Genomic DNA, 22,248 nt, shown 5'->3' with positions numbered 1-22,248 from the left:
AGCGTTTATTAAGTTGCCTTATCAGTCACTTTTTGCGATATTATTTATAATATAATATTAACAGGAAGCTAAAAGATGACTCTGCCTAGTTCTCAATCTGCAAATGCTATTCGCATACTTGCTGTCGATGCCGTTCAACAAGCCAACTCTGGCCATCCAGGTGCGCCTATGGGTATGGCTGATATTGCAGCGGTATTGTGGCAAAACTTTCACCGCCATAACCCATTAAACCCAGACTGGTCTAACCGTGATCGCTTTGTGTTATCAAATGGCCATGGTTCAATGCTTCAATATGCATTGTTACACCTAAGTGGTTACGACGTAAGCATCGAAGATATTAAGCAATTCCGTCAGCTTCACTCTAAAACACCAGGTCACCCAGAATATGGTTACACACCGGGTGTTGAAACAACGACAGGCCCACTAGGTTCGGGGATTGCTAACGCAGTAGGTATGGCCATCGCTGAAAAAACTTTAGCAGCGCAATTCAATAAGCCAAAGTTTGATATTGTTGATCACTTCACTTACTGCTTTATGGGTGACGGCTGCTTAATGGAAGGTATCTCGCACGAAGCATGTTCGCTGGCAGGTACGTTAGGCCTAGGCAAGCTAATCGTATTTTGGGATGACAATGGCATCTCGATCGATGGTGAAGTAGAAGGTTGGTTCACCGACGATACACCTGCACGTTTTGAATCTTACGGTTGGCAAGTTATCCGTGATGTTGATGGTCACGATATGAATGCAATTGCAGGTGCAATCGAAGCAGCACAAGGCAACACTACGCAACCAACACTCATCTGCTGTAAAACAGTGATTGGTTTTGGTTCGCCAAATAAATCAGGTAGCCACGACTGTCACGGCGCACCACTGGGTCACGACGAAATTGCCGCAGTACGTGAGCAGCTAAACTGGCCACACCCAGCATTTGAAGTTCCACAAGAGGTTTATAATGAGTGGAATACCCAAGCGAAAGGGCAAGAGCTTGAAGGTGCATGGCAGCAAACGTTTGCCGCTTATAGCAAAGCACACCCTGAACTTGCAAAAGAATATACACGCCGTGTTCTTGAAAAAGCATTACCAGCTAACTTCGCAGAATTAGCTGATGAGTACATTGCTAAATGCCAAGCTGACATGCAAAACATTGCGACGCGTAAAGCATCTCAAAATGCGATCACTTTCTTTGCAAAGCAGCTCCCTGAACTAATGGGTGGCTCTGCCGACCTTGCCGGTTCTAACTTAACCTTATGGCCAGAAGCAAAAGGTTTACAAGATGCTGCTGATGGTAACTACGTATTTTATGGCGTACGTGAGTTTGGTATGAGCGCAATCATGAATGGTATTGCATTACATGGTGGCTTTATTCCATTTGGCGCAACCTTCTTGATGTTTATGGAATACGCACGTAATGCAGTACGTATGGCCGCATTAATGAAAGCGCAAAGCATCTTTGTGTATACCCATGACTCAATCGGTCAAGGTGAAGATGGTCCAACTCACCAACCAATCGAGCAAATTGCTAACCTTCGTATGACACCGAATATGACTGCATGGCGTCCGTGTGATGAAACCGAAACAGCGGTAGCTTGGCGTCAAGCGTTATTAAAAGAAACAGGCCCAAGCTCACTCATTTTCAGCCGCCAAGGCACGAAAGCGATGGCGCGCGATGCACAGCAAGTTGCTGACATTGCAAAAGGGGGTTATGTACTTGTTGATAGCGAACAAGCTGCAGAGCTTATTCTAATTGCAACGGGTTCTGAGGTTGAGCTCGCAGTGAATGCCGCTGCTGAATTAGCAGCACAAGGCAAGCAAGTTCGCGTGGTATCTATGCCATCAACGAATCAGTTTGATAGCCAAGACAAAGCATATCGTCAAAGCGTGCTACCAACGGGTACACCAAAGATTGCTGTTGAAGCTGCACACCGTGACTTCTGGTTCAAGTATGTTGGCCAAGATGGTGATGTACTCGGTATGGAGACATTTGGTGAATCAGCGCCAGGCGCAGTATTGCTTGAGCACTTTGGTTTCACAGTGGCAAACCTAGTTGCAAAAGCAAACGCATTACTTGCTGAATAATGTAAGGTGCAAAAAATTATCGTAATCGCAACACGATAAGCCTGCTTTTACTAAAAGGTAGGCAATAAAAAAGCCCGCAAACCAAAGTTTGCGGGCTTTTTGCTGCTTAAACAATTGGTTTAAACTAATTCGCTTAAGATTGACTCTAGTTTCTCTTGGTCAATGGCGAACTGACGAATACCTTGGCTTAGTTTTTCAGTTGCCATGGCATCTTCATTCATTTCCCAGCGGAAAGCCTGCTCAGTCATTGCTGCTGGCGCGTCTGCTTTTTCTGTTGCTGGTAATAGTTTTTGAGTTAATGGTGCGTCAGTTGCAGCGAGTTCAGCAAGTAGCTTCGGGCTGATAGTTAAGCGGTCACACCCTGCTAATTCTTGGATTTCACCGATGTTACGGAAGCTCGCGCCCATTACAATCGTGTCGTAGCCGTGCTTTTTGAAGTAGTTGTAGATATGCGTGACTGACTTAACGCCCGGATCGTTAGCACCGTCGAAATCAGCGCTTGCATCTTGTGCTTTGTACCAATCAAGAATACGGCCAACGAATGGTGAGATAAGGTAGGCACCCACTTCGGCACAAGCACGTGCTTGAGCAAATGCAAATACCAGTGTTAGGTTACAACGAATACCTTGTGCTTCAAGTACTTTAGCCGCTTGAATACCTTCCCATGTTGAAGCAATTTTAATTAATACGCGCGATGTGTCGATGCCTTGCTCTTTATATAAAGCAACAAGATCAAGTGCTTTATCAATGGTTGCTTGGGTATCAAATGATAAACGCGCATCAACTTCAGTAGACACTAAACCTGGTACTTGCTCCATTAATTTAGAGCCAATTAATACCGCTAGTTTGTCAGCTGCTTTTGTTACAACTTCAGCTGCGTCACTGCTTTGTGCTTTTGCCCATGATACGGCTTCTACAGCAAGTGGGCGATATTTCTCAATTTGAATCGCATTTAAGATGAGTGATGGGTTTGTTGTTGCATCTTGCGGTTTATATTCGTTGATGGCTTCAAAATCACCCGTGTCAGCAACAACGGTTGTCACTGCTTTAAGTTGTTCTAGTTGGTTAGACATAATTATCCCATTCTTATCATACAAAAGTTAATGTTATGGCTTTAACCTATTATTTGTGCTGAAAAAACAATCTAATCTTCCAGAAAAACTGCGCAATAAATCGCCCGCCAGCAGCAAATAATCCTGTTAATAATATTTTTATAATACCTTTACAATCTGGTATTGTTGATATTATCATACAAATGAAGATAATGACTAACAATGTTAGTAAGCAATTAGTGAAAGGTAATTATGTCTCGTTATACGTTGGGATTAGACTACGGGTCAGACTCGGTAAGAGCATTACTCGTTGATGTTGCGACTGGTGAAGAACTTGCCAGCCATTTAGTAAACTACCCGCGCTGGGCACAAGGTTTATATTGTGACCCAAGTAAGGATCAGTTTCGTCAGCATCCACAAGACTATATTGATAGCCTTATAGAAGTAGTGAATGGTCTTTGGTCACAAGTTCCAGCAGGTACCGCAGACAACGTAGTGGGTATGAGCTTTGATACGACAGGCTCAACGCCTGTGGCGATTAATAGTCAAGGTACACCACTGGCATTGACTGAAGAATTTGCAGAAAACCCAAATGCAATGTTCATTCTGTGGAAAGACCATACGTCTATTAAAGAAGCAAATGAAATCACGTGCGCTGCAACTAACAACGATGTGAACTACCTGTCACACATGGGCGGTATCTACTCTTCTGAGTGGTACTGGGCCAAAGCATTACATATTTTCCGCGTTGATAGCAGTGTTAAAGCAGCCACTTATTCATGGGTTGAGCATTGCGATTGGATGACCGCGCTCATGTGCGGCACAACACACCCTGAAGCATTAAAGCTAGGGCGTTGTGCAACGGGCCACAAACAAATGTGGAACGAGCAGTGGGGCGGTTTCCCACCAAACAGCTTTTTCAGCAATATCGATCCACTATTAGATGGTGTTGTTGATACGCTAAATGCAACCACAGAGCCAAGCGACCAAGTTGCGGGCAACTTAACTGCTGAGTGGGCCGAGAAGCTTGGTTTACCACAAGGCATTGTTGTTGGTTACGGTGCATTTGATTGTCACATGGGGGCAGTAGCAGCCAATGTTCGCCCTGGTATGCTAACCAAAGTAATGGGTACCTCAACGTGTGACATCACAGTAACGTCTCAAGAGCAGCTAGGTGATACTTGCGTTAAGGGTATTTGTGGTCAAGTTGATGGCTCAGTGATCCCTGGGTTAATTGGCTTAGAAGCGGGTCAATCTGCATTTGGTGATTTATACGCATGGTTCAAGAACTTAGTACTTTGGCCAACTCGCCAACTTACAAATCTATCTGACGCTGAGCAAGCGTTCGTTAACAAGCTAGAAGACTCAATCTTAGTTGATTTATCAAAAGCTGCGGCAGCACTGCCTGTATCAAGCAGCGACGTAACTGCGCTTGATTGGGTAAATGGTCGTCGTACGCCAGATGCTGACCAAAGCGTTGCCATGGCATTAACAGGCTTAAAGATGGGCACTGATGCACCTAAGTTCTTCAAAGCGCTTGTTGAAGCAACTGCCTTTGGCGCACGTGCTATCACTGAGCGCTTTCGTAGCGAAGGTGTACCAATCGAGTCAGTGGTTGTTATCGGCGGTATTTCTAAAAAATCAGACTACGTAATGCAAACCTGTGCTGATGTTTGGAACTGTCCAATCGACGTTTTAGAAAGTGAGCAAAGCTGTGCATTGGGTGCGGCAATTATGGCTGCGGTTGCTGCGGGTGAGCACGCAACAGTGGCAGATGCTCAAAAAGTGATGGCGTCGTCTGTATGTCATCAGTACTTACCAAACCCTGAGCGCGTTGCTGTGTATGACGAGCTTTATGCCAACTACCAAGCACTTGCAAGCTATGTAAACGGAGACAAAGCATGAGTTTTACAGAACTAAAACGTGAAGTTTATGAAGCGAACATGGAGCTTCAGCGTCGTGGCTTAGTGATTTATACCTTTGGTAACGTATCGCAAATCGACCGCGACAAAGGCGTGATTGCGATTAAACCAAGTGGTGTATCGTACGACCAAATGAAAGCCGATGACATGGTAATCGTCGACCTTGAAAACAACATTGTTGAAGGGTCTATGCGTCCGTCTTCTGACACTAAAACGCATGTTCATTTATATCGCCACTTCGATGCAATTGGTGGTGTAACACACACGCATTCGACCTATGCAACTGCATGGGCGCAAGCAAAACAAAGCATTCCTTGCCTTGGCACAACTCACGCTGACTATGTACACGGTGACATCACCTGTACGCGTGAGCTAACCGATGAGCAAGTGAATGGCGATTATGAATTAGAAACCGGTATTCAAATTACTGATGCGTATCAAGACCGCGATCCGAAAGCTGCACCTATGGTGATTGTTGCGGGTCATGCGCCTTTCACGTGGGGTAAAGATGCCGCTCAGTCTGTATACCATGCCGCACTACTCGAAGAGATTGCACGCATGGCGTATTTAACACGCACTTTAGATCCACACGCAGCTGAACTTAAAAAAGCAGTGATGGATAAACATTATCTACGTAAGCACGGTAAAAACGCGTATTACGGTCAGAGCAAATAGCAAGAATTTAGAGGATTATTAACATGACGACGATGACGAAAGAAGTCTGGTTTGTTACCGGCTCACAACATCTTTATGGTCCTAAGGTGTTAGAAACGGTTGCCAAAGACAGCGAAGCAATTGTAGCGGGCTTAAACAGCGAAGCGAACCTACCAGTAAACTTGGTATGTAAGCCTACCGTTAAGTCACCTGAAGAAATTCACGCTGTTTGCCAAGCGGCAAATACGGATCCTAACTGTGTTGGTTTAGTATTATGGATGCACACTTTCTCTCCTGCGAAAATGTGGATTGCTGGCCTAAGCGAATTACGTAAGCCTTGGTTACACCTTCATACTCAGTTCAATGCAGCCCTTCCTTGGTTTGACATCAACATGAATTACATGAATACGCACCAAAGTGCACACGGTGACCGTGAGTTCGGTTTCATCGGTACTGTCATGCGTAAAGAGCGTAAAGTTGTTGCGGGTCACTGGCAACGTGCTGATGTACAACAGCAGTTAGATGACTGGTGTCGTGCGGCGAAAGGTTGGGCAGAAAGCCAAACACTTAAAGTTGCGCGTTTTGGCGACAACATGCGTCAAGTTGCGGTGACTGAAGGTAACAAAGTTTCAGCACAAATTACCTTTGGTTATGAAGTACATGCGTTTGGTGTCGCTGAGCTTGTAAAAGTGGTTGATACTATCACTGAAGAAGAAGTTGATGCGCAATTAGAGCTTTATAAGCAAGACTACGTAATTGCTGACGAAACGCTACAAGACGATTACGCAGTGAAAATGCTACGCAACGAAGCACGCTTAGAGCTTGGTATGGAGCGTTTCTTAGAGAAAGGCGGCTTTAAAGCATTCACAAACTGTTTTGAAGACTTATCAGGTCTTTCTGGTCTTCCAGGTCTTGCTACACAACGCCTAATGTCGAAAGGCTATGGTTACGGTGGTGAGGGTGACTGGAAAACAGCTGCTATGGTTCGCATTATGAAAGTAATGGGTGAAGGCCGTGACGGTGGTTGTTCATTCATGGAAGATTACACTTACAACATGGGTGAGACTGACCAAGTACTTGGCGCGCACATGTTAGAAGTGTGTCCTTCAATTGCAGCACAAAAACCACGTCTTGAAGTTCACCAACACACGATCGGTGTGAAATGTGATGTAGGTCGTTTATTGTTTACTGCAAAACCGGGTGCTGCAATCAACGTATCACCAATTGATATGGGTAACCGTTTCCGTATCTTAATCAACGAAGTAGACACAGTGGCTCCGCCAGCTGATTTACCTCACTTACCTGTTGCTTCAGCGCTTTGGGAACCAAAACCAAATCTATCTGTAGCATCAGCTGCATGGATCCACGCCGGTGGTGCACACCACACTGCATACAGCCAAGCAGTAACAACCGATATGATTATCGATTTTGCTGAAATGGCTGGCGTTGAAACGATGATCATCGATAACGATACGACGATCCGTGGTTTCAAAACAGAGCTTCGTCATAACGCAGCTTACTACATGCTTAAACGTGGCCTGTAAGAATTAGTACTTTATGTACTAGAACGTGCTGTGTGAGCACGTTCCCCCCAAATTTTGTTGTCGATTAAGCCAGTGATGAGCCATGCTCTTCGCTGGCTTATGCTATTGTGAAGCGAAACTTTTTAGGAGTAGATATGATCGATTTAAGCGCCTACCAAGGCATTATTTTTGATATGGATGGCACCTTAATTGACTCAATGGGCAGTCACTTACAGGCATGGCAGAAAGCTTGCGAAGCCTATGGGTATCCATTCGATTACGACTACATGTACAGCTTGGGCGGCATTCCGACCGTTAAAACAATTGAAATGCTTAATGAAAAATTTGGCTTAGATCATGACCCTCTAGTTGTGGCAAAAGATAAACATCAGTTTTGGGTCGATTTACAGCACCAACCGCTAGTGATTGACGAAACCGTCGCAGTACTTGAAAAGTACCATGGTGTATTACCGATTGGGGTTGGTACAGGTGCTGATCGCGAACATGCAATTGATCACCTAACTGATACCAATTTAATAAATAAAATTGGTGCCTTAGTGACTGCCAGTGATGTAAGTAAAGGCAAGCCAAACCCAGAAACATTCTTAAAAGTGGCAGAGCAATTAGGTGTTAAGCCAAGCCTGTGTGGTCTTTGAAGACACGCAAATTGGCTATCAAGCCGCGAAAAGTGCGGGAATGGATTGCATCATGGTGAAAGACGGAAAAATCCAACTTTAGCGATTAAAGTTGCAATGACACCCTTATTTGTATTATAAAACTATAAATACAATTACAAAAAGGTTATTCATATGTCATTGCAATGTGTTTTCCAAGGTTTAAAAACAACTCATCAAACAGCCAGTTCGAACACGAAAAAGTCGCGCGGGCTTTATGCATTGTTGGTGACATGCGGGATTGCCCTTACACCAGCGTGTGCTCATCAAGGAGATAACATGACGACTTCCCCTTCAGCATCAATGACGGCTTATGGCGTACTTGCTGATCAAACGCCAGTTAATCAAGTAACGCTGACTAACAGCAATGGTATTAGCGTTGATGTGATCAACTACGGCGGTATTATCACGCGTATTGAAACACCTGATGCAAAAGGCGAAATGGGTAATATTGTACTGGGTTTAGATAACCTAGAAGCGTACACAAAAGCAACGACTTACTACGGTGCCATCATCGGTCGCTTTGGTAACCGTATCGCAAACGGTAAATTCACGTTAAATGGCACTGAATACCAATTAGCAACCAACGATGGTGACAACCATTTACATGGTGGTGTGCAAGGTTTCGATAAAAAAGTGTGGAACATGACACCGTTCACGACACAAAATAGCGCAGGTGTTACCTTAAGCTTAGTGAGCCCAGATGGTGACCAAGGTTATCCAGGTGAAGTAACCACTGAAGTGACTTACACGCTAACGAACAACAACACGCTAGATATGCAGTTTATTGCCACAACAAGCAAGCCTACCATTATCAATATGACGCAACACAGCTACTTTAACCTAGCGGGTAAAGGCGACATTCTTGATCACCAAATGCAAATTAACGCAAAAGCAATTACCCCTGTCGATGGCGGCTTGATCCCAACGGGTGAGTTGATGGATGTGGCAGGCACACCGTTTGACTTCCGTACAGCTAAAGCAATTGGTCAAGATATCAAAGCAAGCAACGAACAGCTCAAACTTGGCAAAGGGTATGACCATAACTTTGTGCTTAAAGACACGCCAAGCAATGAGCTTATTGAAGCAGCGACGGTTTACGAAGCAAACTCTGGCCGTACGTTAACAGTTTACACAGAAGAGCCTGCGGTACAGTTTTATTCAGGTAACTTCTTAGACGGTAGTACCAAGCAAGCGTCTGGCTTAGTGCATAATTTTAGAAGTGGTTTTTGTTTAGAGCCACAGCATTTCCCTGATGCACCCAACCAGCCAACGTTCCCAAGCACAACTTTACTGCCGGGTGACGTGTATTCAACACGCATTGTGTACGAATTTGGTACAAAATAAAGGAACACAAACGTGAAAACAACAAAGCTTAAAAACGCAATGCAAAAGGCTGGTTTAGCTAGCCTATTTGCCTTGTCGTTTAGCGCTCTGACGGGCTGTCAGACTACGGCTGAAGACAACACAGCCAAAGCAGATGTCGCAGCCACAGCAAAAGCGCCAATTCAAGATGATGGTATTTTTACCAACCCACTTTTTCCTAATGGTGCCGATCCATGGCTTGAGTATTGGGATGGTAACTATTACCTAACCACAACAACATGGACATCTGAGTTAGTGATGCGTAAATCACCAACATTAGCGGGCCTTGCTGATGCAACACCTATCAATGTTTGGTCTGATTCAAACCCTGAACGTTGTTGTAACTTCTGGGCGTTTGAATTCCATCGTCTAAAAGGGCCAAACGGCTACCGTTGGTACATGATGTACACAGCTGGTACTGATGGCACTTTAGATAACCAACACTTAAATGTATTAGAAAGTGCCGGTAATGATCCTATGGGTCCATACGAATATAAGGGCGCATTAATGCCTAACGTATGGAACATCGACGGTAACTACCTAACATACAAAGACAAGCTGTATGTGATTTACTCTCAATGGCAGGGCGATCAGCAATTAAATATTATTGCTGAAATGGAAAACCCGTGGACACTGAAAGAGAACTCACCGCATACGGTGATCACGCGCCCTGAGCTAGATTGGGAAATCAGTGGCCGTAAAGTCACTGAAGGTGCTGAAATATTACAGCACAATGGCCGTACGTTTATGACGTACTCAGCGAGCTTCTGTAATACGCCAGATTACAAACTAGGTATGCTTGAGCTTGTTGGTGACGATCCGCTTAAAGCGAGCAGCTGGAAAAAATACGACAAGCCAGTATTTGAGCGTACAGAAGAAGTGTTTGGCCCTGGTCATAACGGCTTTTTCACGTCGCCAGACGGCACAGAAGATTGGTTAGTTTATCACGGTAATGATTCGGTAGAGCACGGTTGTAGTGCGACTCGCTCATTACGCGCACAAAAATTTACTTGGAATGACGATGGCACGCCAAGCTTTGGTAAACCATTAACACCAGGCGTTGAAGTCGCACCGCCATCAGGTGAATACGGTCCACTGGTAACGCGAGTGCAAGGTCAACGTTACCAATTAGTGAATGCAACAAGCGGCTTATGTTTAGACATCGCAGCTGATCCACAAGATGCACGTGCTGTGCAACGTCAGTGTGCAAGCACCAATGGTCAATGGGTTATTGATGCGACAACAGATGGTTTTGTTCGTTTAGCTAACCGTGAAGACAGTAAGTTCTTAGAGCTTGAAAACTGTAATGATGCCGATAACGCTAAAGTACAATCTGCAGCATGGCGCAATAATTTCTGCCAGCAATGGAAAGTAGCACCAAGTACAGATGGTAATGTCTCTATTACTAACCGTTACACAGGCAAGCCATTAGCGGTTGCTGGTTGTTCTGCCGCACAAAACCAAGCGGTTTTACAGCAAAGCGACGCAACAGCGTGTGGCGACTGGCAATTACGCCCTATGGGCAGTGTTGTCGTATTAAGCCAACAAAGTGGTAAAGCACTTAGCGTGGCTGGTACGGTTAAAGCGGGTACCAATGTTGAGCAACAGGCTTTTACGCATAAAGATGCACAGCAATGGTTCTTCACACCAACAGATACAGGCTATGTAAGCCTTAAACAAAGTGCTGATAGCGAGTTCTGTGCTGCGGTAGCTGATAATGCCTTAGTACCAGGTGCCAACGTCGAGATGGCTTCTTGTGCAGCGAAAACAGCACAGTGGCGTATTGCTCCGGTAGAAGGCGGTGGTGTTATGCTGATCAACCGCTACACAAAACAAGCGCTTGGTTTAAGTAACTGTGGTTTAGCTGAAAACACTAACTTCGCACAACAACCTGATTTAGGTAACAAGTGCCAAGTGTTCCATCTGCGTGAACCAAATTAAGTTATAAGTAAAAAATCGACTCAACCAAAGCCACTTCATTTATGAGTGGCTTTTTTGCGCTCATTTTCATACCAGCGCACTAATTAATACCCCTGGATCGCTGATACCGGCCTCTTTCATTGCATCTGCGATAGCTTGGCTTAGTGACATAACTTGGTTTTGTAACCCCATGACTATTTCAAGTTGTATTTCGATTTGTGTTTTAACTGCATCATCTTGTTGGTTTTCTGAGGCTTGTAGTTTTGCAAGTTGCTCTTTTGCTTGCTCAAGTTGTTCTTTTAAAAGTTCTAACTGGGCGAGCATTTTTTGAATTGCAGCTGGCAGTTCACTCTTTTTTTCTTGCGCTTTTGTTTCTGCTGTTTGTTGTCCAGAAAGTGTTGCTCTCTCAGCAATAGAGAAACGATAGTCGGATGTAGTATCGTCTTTTGCCGTCGATTTTTGGTTATCTATGTTCAGGGCATGCGCTAACGAGTTAATATTCATCGCGGTTAAGTATAAGTGAAGAATAAGTTAGTATCGGCAATGGGGACTATTTCTTTAGCTTTTATTTAATGTGGCACTGGAGCTGTTACCTCGATACCGACAAACTGGTATCGAGGTTTTGATTAATCTGCTTTAAAGAAACTAATTTGCCGTTTGAGCCCTTCGGCAAGGGTTTTTAAGTCGTCAGCAGAGCTTATTGTGCCTTGGGTGCGCGCTTCACTGTCTTTTGCAAGTTGACTTATTTGATGAAGGTTTTGTGTTATTTCTTGTGCGACTGTGCTCTGCTGATCGGTCGCTTCAGCAATGTTACTTGAGGAGCGGGTTAATTCCCCAATACTGATGGTAATAGACTCTAATTGCTCTCCTGTTTTTTTGCCTTCTTCTGAAGACTTAAGCCCTAGCTGCTGGCTTTGTTTCATCTTTTCTGCCGCCATGGTAACTTGGCTTTGTAGTTGCTCGATAGTTTGGCTTATTTCGACAATCGATTTTTGTGTGCGCTGAGCTAAAGTTCTGACCTCATCGGCAACAACTGCGAAGCCTCGTCCTTGTTCACCTGCTCTGGCCGCTTCAATTGCTGCATTTAGGGCTAATAAATTGGTTTGCTCAGCAATGGCATTAATAACCTCAGTCACTTTACTTATTTCATTGCTAGCATCATTCACCTTTTCTACCGCATCATGGCTATTATTAAGTTGCTGACTAAGCAGCATTAAATCATTGATGACTTGCGTTAATTGGCTTTGTCCTGATTGGGCATCTTTATCAACTTGAAGTGTCTGGTTCGCGCCTTCAGTGGCATTATGTGCAACATCTTTTATCGAGCACGACATTTGCTCTATTGCCGTTGCAATTTGCGCGGTTTGTGCCATCATTTCATGGGCTTCTTGGCCATTTTGTTGTGCTAAGTGGTGAGCCGCTGATGCTTGTGTTTCAAGTTGTACTATTGATGTTTGTAAAGCCAGTATTAGCTTTTTAAGCTCCACAGACATTTTACTTACACTTGCTGTAATCGTTATTACTTCGTTGTCACTGGGCTGGTTAGTGGCTTCGATGTGCTGCAATAAGTCACCTTTACCTAGAGCATCAACTGTTTTGGTCAGTCTTTTAAGTGGTGCGAGTGTCCTTACTAGTCCCCAAAACAGTAAAAGGCTAATCATGATAACGCCGGCGATAGAGGCCAGTGCATTCACACGCATTAATTGCCAGCTTTCGTCATTTAGCTCATGTGCTTTTACACGGGCGAGTAGTGTCCAATTCCAGCCTTTTACTTTTTTTGCAAGTGCAAACATCGCTTCATTGTGTTGGTCGGTGTAATAGACATGTTCGTTTGAGTCGGTTTGCTCAATCGGCAATCCTTGCAAGGTTTGCTTTGTTAACTGTTCTCCTGATTGACTATGCGGACCTACAATAATTGTGTTATTGGCATTATTGAATAGTAACAGCTTCCCTGATTCTTCTATTGTTAGATTTGCAACAGACTCTCTGAGGGCATTAAGAGAGTCGTTTATATTAAAGCCAATATAAAGTATACCTATGACCCGGTTAGTACTATTTTTAATAGGCTTATACACAGTCATGTATTCATTTCCGAAGAGTTTAGCGTACCCTTCATATTCTTCTCCCGCAATGAGCTTTTCGTAACCTGGGTGCTTGTTTCCTAGGTAAGTACCTACAGCTCGTTCGCCATTGTCTTTTTTTAATGACGTGGCAATACGGAAAAAGTCATCACCATCTCTTACAAAAACTGTTGCATTGCCTTTTGTCAGATCTGCATAACGATCGACCATATTCATATTGTTATTAATTAACTCGCCGTTATGCGCTAATGATGGAACCTGATATTGACCGACTTGTGTTTTTTGTTCACTTAACGTAATTGAACCAGAGTACATATCGCTAAATACATTTGCATTTCGCCGTGCAATGGCAAGTAAGCTGTTATATTGAAGTTCGAGGAGAGATGATATTTGGTTAAGGTTAGCCTTGATCGTATGTTCACTTTTATTAGTTAAAATTGTTTTAGCACTGAAATAAGATGAGGCACCAACGATGGAGAATACACATAAGGATAATATAAATGCGAGTGCACCAATTTGTTTTGCTATAGGCCAGTTCCGAAAGTTCATAGTACGCCCTTTAAATAGTAGCATTGTGTATAAGTTAGTTATTAACTCATAAAATGCCAATGTATTGGTAATCTACTTATCGGCAGATCAGCTTAATAATGAATGATTATTTTGTTTTAGGTAAGAAAAAAGCCGAGTTTTCACTCGGCCTTTCCTGACAACACATAAGTAAGGTGAGACAGCTCACCTTACTTATTACTCTTCTTGTGCAGAAGCTGCGTCAAAGAGTGCTTTTATTTCTTCAGCACTAATCGCACCGTTGAAAATTTTCAGTTCATCAATAGCCCCGTTGTAGGGGGTATCCCAGTAGTTAACACCTAGGGCAAACTCGTTGGTTTCACCAGGGACTGTGAATACGCGAGGGAAATCGCCCGTTTCTAGCTGTAGTTCACCGTTCACGTACATTTTTATCGTGTCGCCGTTGGTGCCATCAACCGTAAAGGCAAGGTGAGTCCACTCTTTGAGAGGAATACGACTATCTAGCTCAGCATTATCGAAGAATGCACCGTTATTTGCCCATAAGCGGGTAAGCGCCGTTCCAGACATTGATGGAACATAACTTAACCAAGTGTCCGCACTCGCACCCGCGAAGAATGCGGTTGTGTAATCTGTGAAGCTTTCGGGTTTCAACCACATAGATACAGAGTAGTCATTGGTGGTAATTAGGTTATCCGGTAAACGAACCCCCGAACCGTCAAGAAATACGGCTTGGCCTATAATGCCATCTACATAAGTAACATTGCCGCCAGTATTATTAATTAAACCGCCAGTTGGTTTACCCGCTGCGTAGGCACCGTTTAAAGCACTTAAGTCACCTTCAAAGCTGTACTCAGCAGGGGCAAGTGATTTTAAGGTTACATCGAATGACTTGGTATCTGTGAAGTCTTTGTATCGAATAGTAGCCGTTAATGTCACGACTTGGTCGCCAGCTGTCGCACTTGGCTGAGTGACAATAGCTGTGCCATTGACGGGTTTTAAATATTGTTCGTTGTTGGATGTCCAGCTGATCCCTGATACAAATGGACCAACGCGAGGTAATTCGAAGTTCTCACGTACTGCAGATATATCACCTAAATCAAGGGCATTTGTGATAAAGCCTTCAAACTGAGTTGGATCAGTTAAGTTGTTAATCGCTGCACCGTTAATATCTAGGCTATTGAGTGCGTAGTCATACACAATGAACTCATCAATTTGGCCTTGGAACGGTAAATCCCAGCCATAGTTTACACCTAATGCAAAGTTACCTGTTTGTGTATTAAACATGTCGGGTCTTTGTATTGAACCAATTCTTTTGCCATCTTTATAAAGAGTAGCTGTTTGGTCTACATAAGTAATTGCAATATGCGACCAAGCTAATGGGGCTGGTGTAGTTTGGTTTACATCACCCCAAACATCTTTATTATTTTCATCAAAATAATGGCTCCAAAGGAATGAAGGAGAATTTGCTGGTACGACACTTATCCAGTTATCAACGGATGCTGCGGCAAAGAAAGTTGGAGAAAAGTCTGTGATTTTCTCAGGATTAATCCAATAAGAAACGGTGAATTCTGAGGTTGTAATTAAATTATCAGGTAAACGAACACCCGTTGCACCGTCAAAGTTAAAGGCTTTACCTGTTTGACCATCAGTGAAAGCGGTTGTGCCTACACCTACATTTAATAGATTGTTGTCAGTTACACCAGCATCATCTAGATTACCTAAGGCGTCGCGTAGTGAATCTTCAAATTGATAATGGGCAATTGCATTTCTAAATTCAGGTCGTGCTTTTAGGTTTACATTGAATGTTTTTGTTGCAACTTCACCATTAAGCTCTAGCGTTGCAGTTAAAGTGACTGCTTGATCACCTCGATCCGGCGTTGGGATAAAAATAGAACCATCTGTATCAATATAATACTCATTGCTAGACTGCCAAGTAATTTTTGTACCTGCTTTGCCTTTCGTTGGAAGTGAGTAACCATCGTCAGCGATTGTAAGCTCAGTTTTTATATTTAACGCATCTTGTATTGTTGCTAGAATTGTCTCAGACTCATTAATTTGCGCAACTTTTGTGCCCCATACTGTCGCATTATCTAAAGATGAGGCCGAAAAAGTAACGACTAGATCTTGTTTATTGTCATCCCATTGCCATTTTGCGACCCCGTAATAAGTCCCTGAATCAAGCTCTAGTTTGATATTTGAGTCATCAACCATGTACCAGATACCCTGCTCATCACCGGTAACAGAATGATCTTCGTTAAGAGCAATATGCATTGAACGAATAGCGTCGGTGTTTACCTCATTACCGTGGTTGATAAACTTGTAATAACCGTAAAGTTCATCTGCCACAACCATGTTGTCGCCTTCAAGCGGCACATAGCGTTGTGGTGAAGCCACTGGCCAGCCTAATGAGTTGATAAACATTTCGTGAACACGCACTTGGTGCGCTTCTGAAGTTGTTGGGAACTCAGTCGATGTTTGCGGGAAACGTGTATGCGTTACTAAAATATGACGACCTGTCGCTTCATCGTAGTAAGCAGAGTTATGACCTGGTGATTGGTAGCCCCATGCTGGTGCTGTTTCACCAAGTTCTTGCGTGTACTCAAAACCACCCATTAACTTTTCGCCCACTTCAAGTCCGCCCATTGCAGCAATGTCGTTACCAGCGTTATCTAGGTAAGGGCCGTCAGGTGTTTTTGAGCGAGCAACACGGATGTTGTAACCATCGTTTAGCGCAAAACCAGCGACTGAGTAGAATAGGTAGTAGTATTCACTTTCGGGGCTGTACATCACAAATGCACCTTCCATTGCTCGAAAGTCACCGCCTACCAGCTTTTTACCATAGCCTTGACCTGCTTCTGGCATACCGGTCTCTTCATTCATAGCTAGCACGAAAATACCGCCAGAATAGGAGCCGTAAACCAGCCAAAGTTTGCCGTTTGCATCATAGAAGGCTGCAGGATCAATGGCGTTTGGATCAACGGCACCATTCCATGTCGTTTGACCGTTATCAAGTGGGTATGCTGAAAATTCAGCATCAGAGCGATAACCGCTGCGTAAGAAAATACCTTTGTTTTTATAAGGGCCTTCAATGTTGTCAGCTTCGGCTAAGCCAAGGTAAGAGCGATTCCAGCACACTTCATCAACCACATCTGCGGTATCTGGGTTATCTTGTGCGCAGTGGTTATAGTAAAACCAAAATTTGCCATTTGGCGCTTTGATTACATCTGCTGCCCAGTTTCCTGTGAAGCCATCTGTCCACTCAATACCTTCGGCAATTTCAGCTGTGTAGTTGTAGTCAAATAGTGGACTTTCGTTAACAGCTGCGTTAGCTGAGAGGCTCGAAATTATTTCCCAGTTTAAGAGATCAGTTGATTTAGCGGCAGCAAGATGAGAGCCAAAAATATAATAGGTGTCGTCAACTTTAACCACAGAAGGATCGTGCACGCTTACATTAGTCATCATGACACTACCTGATTCAGTGTATTGAACACTGCTGCTTACACTTGGTTTTGCACTTTGCGGGTCGGCAACCGCAGGTGATGAGTCAAGCTTAGTACCCTCTTCTTTACCACAACCTGTAACAGCCAAAGAGCAAGCTATGATCATGGCTAATTTATTTAATTTCATTTTATGTGTCCTCTTGAAACTGGGATTCATTTTTTTATTCGATTGTTGTCAATAAAATTGCCGCGTGCCTATATCAAACTAATAAGAACGTAGTATTGTAATTTTATAGTACTATTTGAAATGTGCAAATACTTTTGCAAATGTAATTAAGGTGTAAACGCAAGGTTTCATATTTTACAATGTGTATAGGCGTATTTTTAATTTTTTTGAGAGGCCGATTTTGATGTTTGCTGAGCCATATTTAGCTTTTTAATTTAATTTTAGACTAGAAGAAGGCGAGGAAAGTGTTTATTTGTATTATATATAGGCAATAAAAAGGGCTCTTAAAGAGCCCTTCTTGAAATTATTTGTCTTGTTTACTGAGGCCTTCAGTGGTCATAATAATGCGCTTAAGCGTGCCATCTTCGTTGTAGTAAAGTGGCTCAATAGCGACCGAACGACGAAAACGCCCGCCACTTGGTTTGCCATCAATCGGTGGCACTGCACCAGTATGGTAAATAAAGTAGTCTTTACCTTTATATTCGATAATTGATTGGTGGTTGGTTTCGCTGTTACCCGCTATTTCATTCAAGATGCCTTTATATTCCCAAGGCCCGTGAATGCTTTTACTCATGGCATAACAGATCTTCTCTGGGAACTCACAGGCATAAGATACATAGTAGTTGTCGTTTTTCTTGTGAACCCATAACGCTTCGGTAAAGTTAGGCAAGTCCAGCGTTTTAATTTCACCATCAAGAGACAGTAAGTCGTCGCTGAGCTTTACATATTTAGGCATTAAGTTACCAAAGAACATGTAAGTATCGCCGTTTTCTTCAGTGAAAATAGCAGGGTCGATGTCGTCCCAATCATTTGGCGTATGTTTGGTCATGTCATCGGTTACAAGCGCATGACCAATGGCATCTTTAAATGGACCTGTTGGTGATTTAGAGGTGGCAACACCAATTGCAAAACCGGGTTTTGTGTCATTGTGGCGCACTGTGGTAAAAAAATAGAAAGTACCATCACGCTCAATCATGTGTGAAGCCCACGCTTGGCCCTTAGCCCATTTAAAGTCAGTGGCTTTCATAATTGGGCCGTGTTTTTTCCAGTTCACCATATCGGTAGAAGAAAAAGCCAGCCAATCATGCATTTCAAAGAAGACATCATTATTAGGGGCTTCATCATGGCCTGTATAAAGGTATACGGTGTCGTTGTGTACAAGTGCAGCTGGGTCAGCAGTAAATACATCGGTAAACAGTGGATTTTGTGCAACGGCTAAACTGCTTGAGAAGAGTAAAGGCAGTGTTAAGGCTTTGAGTTTCTTCATGAGTGTCCTCTTTGACTAATAATTGTTGTTCGAGCTATTACTTTGTCCACACTTAGATCTAACTTAAACAGCCCAAGTAATAAGCACTGTACGTTAAATTATACTGGGTAACTGATTGTTTACATCGCAACGATTTAGTCAGTGCAGTTAAAAGTAAACTTATATTGTATTATTGTATTTCAATATTAATAGTAGCATTAAAATGTGCAAGGTAAATAACTTGTTAGTCCTTTCTTGTTGTTTCTTATAAATTAAAAGAGAGTTTAGATGATCTGTTACTCATCTTTATCTTAATGATTATTATAGCCTTTTCATGGTTTTTTATATTTAAAATAGCCTTTCATATGTTTGTAACATGCTATAATCAAAGTGTTTTTGTAAACATAGCGACACTTATTTTAATTTATTAATTTTGAGTTGACTGTTAAATAGTCATACAATATGATTAAAGTTCAGGCAGCAAAGTATTAACATAAAAAATGTAGATTCACTTGCGCACCGTTTTGACAACATACGATGCACAATACAGTGGTCTCGCTTCGGTAACTGAATGGGGAAAGTTCAGCGGGCCGATATAACTATAATTTGGAGAACACCGCTTATGTTTAAAAGAACACACATAGCCAGTGCTGTAGTTATGGCATTTACTTGTCAATTTGCTTTTGCTCAAGAGGAAACGCCAACCACTCCTGAGAATAGCGCTGATGAAATGGAAGTGATTCAGGTATCTGGTATTCGCGGCAGCTTAAACAAAGCATTAGATGAAAAGCGTGCAAGCGTTCAGATAGTCGATGCCATTGTTGCAGAAGATATTGGTAAGTTTCCTGATAATAACGTGGTTGAAGCATTACAGCGTGTAACGGGGGTACAAACAACGGGTCGTGGTGCTGGTGAAGTAAGTGCAGTTTCAATTCGTGGCTTAACCGATGTTAATACAACTATAAATGGTCGTGCCATCTTTACTGGTGCGGGTCGTGATGTTTCACTACAAGATATTCCAGCAAGCCTTTTATCAGGCGTCACTGTTTATAAAACGCGCTCGGCAGATCAAATTGAGCGTGGTATCGCAGGGGCAATTGACATTAAAACGCACCGTCCATTCAACTTTGAAGGTGAAAAAGTCGTTTTAGCAGCACGTGCAATTTATTCTGATCAGTCTGATGAAATTGATCCTAATATCAGCGCCCTCATTAGCAATCGCTGGGATTTAGAGGGAGCTGGTGAATTTGGTGCGCTATTTAACGTCTCTTATGCAGAAACTAATTATCGCGATGACACAATAACAGCGGGCGCGGCATTCCCATTCTTTACAGATAAACCAGCTGTTGGTTATTCACCTTATTCTCGTATTCCAAATAATGACTCGCAGGGGAATTTGATTTGGCAGGCGGGACTTGAAAGTGGTTTGCCTTCGGCTGCTGGTTCAACATTAAATGTTGATGGTGTACCAACAGAATATTTGTTAGCTCGAGATGCGATTTTCGGTACGTCTTTTACAGGTGTTCGCAAACGACCTGCTGCATCAATATCACTCCAATGGGCTCCTAATGAAACGTTGGAAATTACAGCGGAAGGTTTCTATACCGGTTATGATAATCAGTCTCAAAACGCATTATGGTTCTCAAATACCTTTGAAAATGGTAATGGGAATATTGATACCCCCGTTGTGTTTGATGGTACTAATGTCATTAAAGAGAAACAAGCTATTGGTGCTGGTGGCTTCCAAAGTGGCGACTCTAACTCTGAAAAAACAGACAGTTACCTATATGCACTCGGCGCCGAGTGGCAAGCAAGTGATTACTTAACAATTAACACAGAACTTGTTTATCAAGAAAGTGAGTTTGAAAGCGACTTTTTTGGTATGCGGTTTGATCGTGTTGCTACAGGGTTAGATGTAGACTTTAATGATAATGACGGAATGCCAGGTATTGCATTTTGGGATGATCCGAACACAGCTTTAAATGAAGCAGACATGGCAGCCATCGAAAACTGGAATGCGAGTACATTATACGATAATGGCGGAGGTAACCGAGGCGACGCTCTTTCATTTACTTTTGATGCGGAGTACTTAATTGGCGGTACATATTTCGATAAAGTAAAATTTGGTGGTCGTTATGAAAACCGCACCGCAGAGGAATTTACACGTACTCAGGACAGTGGCATAGCGGATACATCTCTTGCAAGTCTAATTGAACAACTTGCAGCAGCGGGTGCATCGGGTGATGGCTCAGGTGTGGTGTATCAAGTTAATGATTATTTAGATGGTCGTGCAGACGTTTTTGATAGCTTTATTACAGCGGACGGTGGTTACTTACTAAATAATGCGAATGCAATTCGCGGGATTTACGGACTTGAAGCGGAAGATAAATATAAAACCTTTGATATTGAAGAAGATTCATATGCACTTTATGCAACAACGAACTTTTTCTTAACCGAAGATATCAGTGGTGAAATTGGTGTACGTTATGTGAGCTATGAACAAGATATGAAGTTTACAGCTGAAACTGGCACTAATACCAATGTATTTGATACTAGCTCTGCAACTGCAGATGTAAGCAAAGTTCTACCAAGCTTTATGCTTAACTGGAATATTACCGATGATGTGGTTGGCCGTGTAGCGTATACAGAAACGCTGCGTATGCCTAACTTTGCTGATTTGAATGCGCTTCAGTATTGGACTGATCCACTTACTGAGGGGGCGATTTATGGGGAAGGCACTGGCGGTAACCCTGAATTAAAACCGACAGAATCGACTAACTATGATGTTTCCCTTGAGTGGTATTTTGCTGATACAAGTTCACTTTACGCAGCATATTTTAAGCGTGAAATTGAAGGCCTAGTTGTACCTGGCCGCAAAACAGTTGTACGTGAAGGTAACGATGGCGTCACTCGTCCATACGTATTAAGTGCACCCGTTAATGCTTCCAATGGTGAGCTATCAGGTTTCGAGTTAGGTTTAGTTTACTTCCCTGAAGAATTACCTGAATACTTGAATGGCTTAGGTGTGCAAGCAAGTTACACACTGCTTGATTCATCTCAAGACACGCCTGACTTTGACGAAGCAGGTAATATTTCTCGCTATGTAGAATCAGAGATGGCGGGTGTATCTGATGAATCATATAGCATCGTAGGTATTTATGAGCGTGATTCATTCGATATGCGTTTATCTTATGTATGGCGTTCAGAGTTTTATACGGGTAATGAAGCCGCTATCTTTGCTAATCCTTTGCAGTTTTGGAGCCGCCCAGAACAAAGCTTAGACTTCCAATTTAGCTACAATATCAATGAAGATTTTGTTGTGACCTTTGATGCAACAAACATCCTAGATGATGTTTACCAAAGTTACTACGGTGAAGGCAACGACAACCTATTTAACTTTAGTAATGCTATTTACTCACGCACATTTGCCTTGGGTGCACGTTATTCTTTCTAATTCTTAATTAGACCCAAAAACCCCAGCCCTGCTGGGGTTTTTTATTCGTAAAGCGCATGTTTGTTATCAGTCGAAAAGTGTTGCGAT

At 42.9% G+C, this 22,248-nt stretch carries 12 protein-coding genes and 1 pseudogene; 8 read left to right on the top strand and 5 right to left on the bottom strand.

Going from position 1 to position 22,248, the window contains the following annotated elements; genetic code table 11:
- The first annotated feature begins 75 nt into the window (after positions 1-75).
- Positions 76-2,076 carry a transketolase gene (gene tkt / locus L0Z67_RS16680; protein WP_062567455.1) on the top strand — a complete coding sequence of 667 codons (2,001 nt, stop codon included), beginning with the start codon at positions 76-78 and terminating at the stop codon, positions 2,074-2,076.
- Between the two features lie 119 nt (positions 2,077-2,195).
- Here tkt and tal read toward each other — a convergent pair whose 3' ends face one another.
- Entirely contained in the window at positions 2,196-3,149 is a 954-nt protein-coding gene (gene tal / locus L0Z67_RS16675) for a transaldolase (protein WP_062567456.1), read from the bottom strand.
- A gap of 231 nt (positions 3,150-3,380) precedes the next feature.
- On the opposite strand from tal, the gene L0Z67_RS16670 reads away from it, so the two are divergent.
- The 6 genes and pseudogenes from L0Z67_RS16670 to L0Z67_RS16645 all read left to right on the top strand — a co-directional run bounded on the left by L0Z67_RS16670 (position 3,381) and on the right by L0Z67_RS16645 (position 11,207).
- Positions 3,381-5,033: a ribulokinase gene (locus L0Z67_RS16670; RefSeq protein ID WP_405128283.1), complete on the top strand. Its 1,653-nt coding sequence runs from the start codon at positions 3,381-3,383 to the stop codon at positions 5,031-5,033.
- A complete protein-coding gene (locus L0Z67_RS16665; protein ID WP_054552270.1) occupies positions 5,030-5,725 on the top strand; it encodes an L-ribulose-5-phosphate 4-epimerase in 696 nt (231 codons plus the stop codon). Before L0Z67_RS16670 ends, L0Z67_RS16665 begins: the two co-directional genes overlap by 4 nt.
- A 23-nt stretch (positions 5,726-5,748) precedes the next feature.
- Entirely contained in the window at positions 5,749-7,248 is a 1,500-nt protein-coding gene (araA, locus tag L0Z67_RS16660; protein ID WP_405128282.1) for an L-arabinose isomerase, read from the top strand.
- A 134-nt stretch (positions 7,249-7,382) separates the two neighbouring features.
- Positions 7,383-7,965, top strand: a pseudogene (locus L0Z67_RS16655) (HAD family hydrolase).
- Positions 7,966-8,036: 71 nt separating this feature from the next.
- Positions 8,037-9,248 carry an aldose epimerase family protein gene (locus tag L0Z67_RS16650; RefSeq protein ID WP_237128222.1) on the top strand — a complete coding sequence of 404 codons (1,212 nt, stop codon included), beginning with the start codon at positions 8,037-8,039 and terminating at the stop codon, positions 9,246-9,248.
- Between the two features lie 12 nt (positions 9,249-9,260).
- Complete coding sequence (locus tag L0Z67_RS16645; RefSeq protein ID WP_405128281.1) at positions 9,261-11,207, top strand: RICIN domain-containing protein; 1,947 nt, start codon at positions 9,261-9,263, stop codon at positions 11,205-11,207.
- Positions 11,208-11,273: 66 nt separating this feature from the next.
- On the opposite strand, the gene L0Z67_RS16640 is transcribed toward L0Z67_RS16645, so the two are convergent.
- The 4 genes from L0Z67_RS16640 to L0Z67_RS16625 form a co-directional block, all read right to left on the bottom strand.
- Positions 11,274-11,690, bottom strand: a complete 417-nt coding sequence (locus L0Z67_RS16640) for a hypothetical protein (protein WP_062567461.1) — start codon at positions 11,688-11,690, stop codon at positions 11,274-11,276.
- A gap of 122 nt (positions 11,691-11,812) precedes the next feature.
- On the bottom strand, positions 11,813-13,816 hold the full coding sequence (locus L0Z67_RS16635; protein ID WP_237128220.1) for a methyl-accepting chemotaxis protein: 2,004 nt from the start codon (positions 13,814-13,816) through the stop codon (positions 11,813-11,815).
- Positions 13,817-14,011: 195 nt separating this feature from the next.
- Positions 14,012-17,422: a LamG-like jellyroll fold domain-containing protein gene (locus L0Z67_RS16630; protein WP_405128280.1), complete on the bottom strand. Its 3,411-nt coding sequence runs from the start codon at positions 17,420-17,422 to the stop codon at positions 14,012-14,014.
- A gap of 343 nt (positions 17,423-17,765) precedes the next feature.
- Positions 17,766-18,728 carry a glycoside hydrolase family 43 protein gene (locus L0Z67_RS16625; protein WP_062567464.1) on the bottom strand — a complete coding sequence of 321 codons (963 nt, stop codon included), beginning with the start codon at positions 18,726-18,728 and terminating at the stop codon, positions 17,766-17,768.
- A gap of 601 nt (positions 18,729-19,329) precedes the next feature.
- Here L0Z67_RS16625 and L0Z67_RS16620 point away from each other — a divergent pair.
- Positions 19,330-22,161 carry a TonB-dependent receptor gene (locus L0Z67_RS16620; RefSeq protein ID WP_405128279.1) on the top strand — a complete coding sequence of 944 codons (2,832 nt, stop codon included), beginning with the start codon at positions 19,330-19,332 and terminating at the stop codon, positions 22,159-22,161.
- The last annotated feature ends 87 nt before the right edge of the window (positions 22,162-22,248 follow it).

Origin of the sequence: Pseudoalteromonas sp. PB2-1 (genome assembly GCF_045040605.1) — a bacterium.
Lineage (GTDB): Bacteria > Pseudomonadota > Gammaproteobacteria > Enterobacterales > Alteromonadaceae > Pseudoalteromonas > Pseudoalteromonas arabiensis.
Note: the sequence above shows the minus strand (reverse complement) of the source record. Positions and strands in the feature narration are given on the sequence as shown.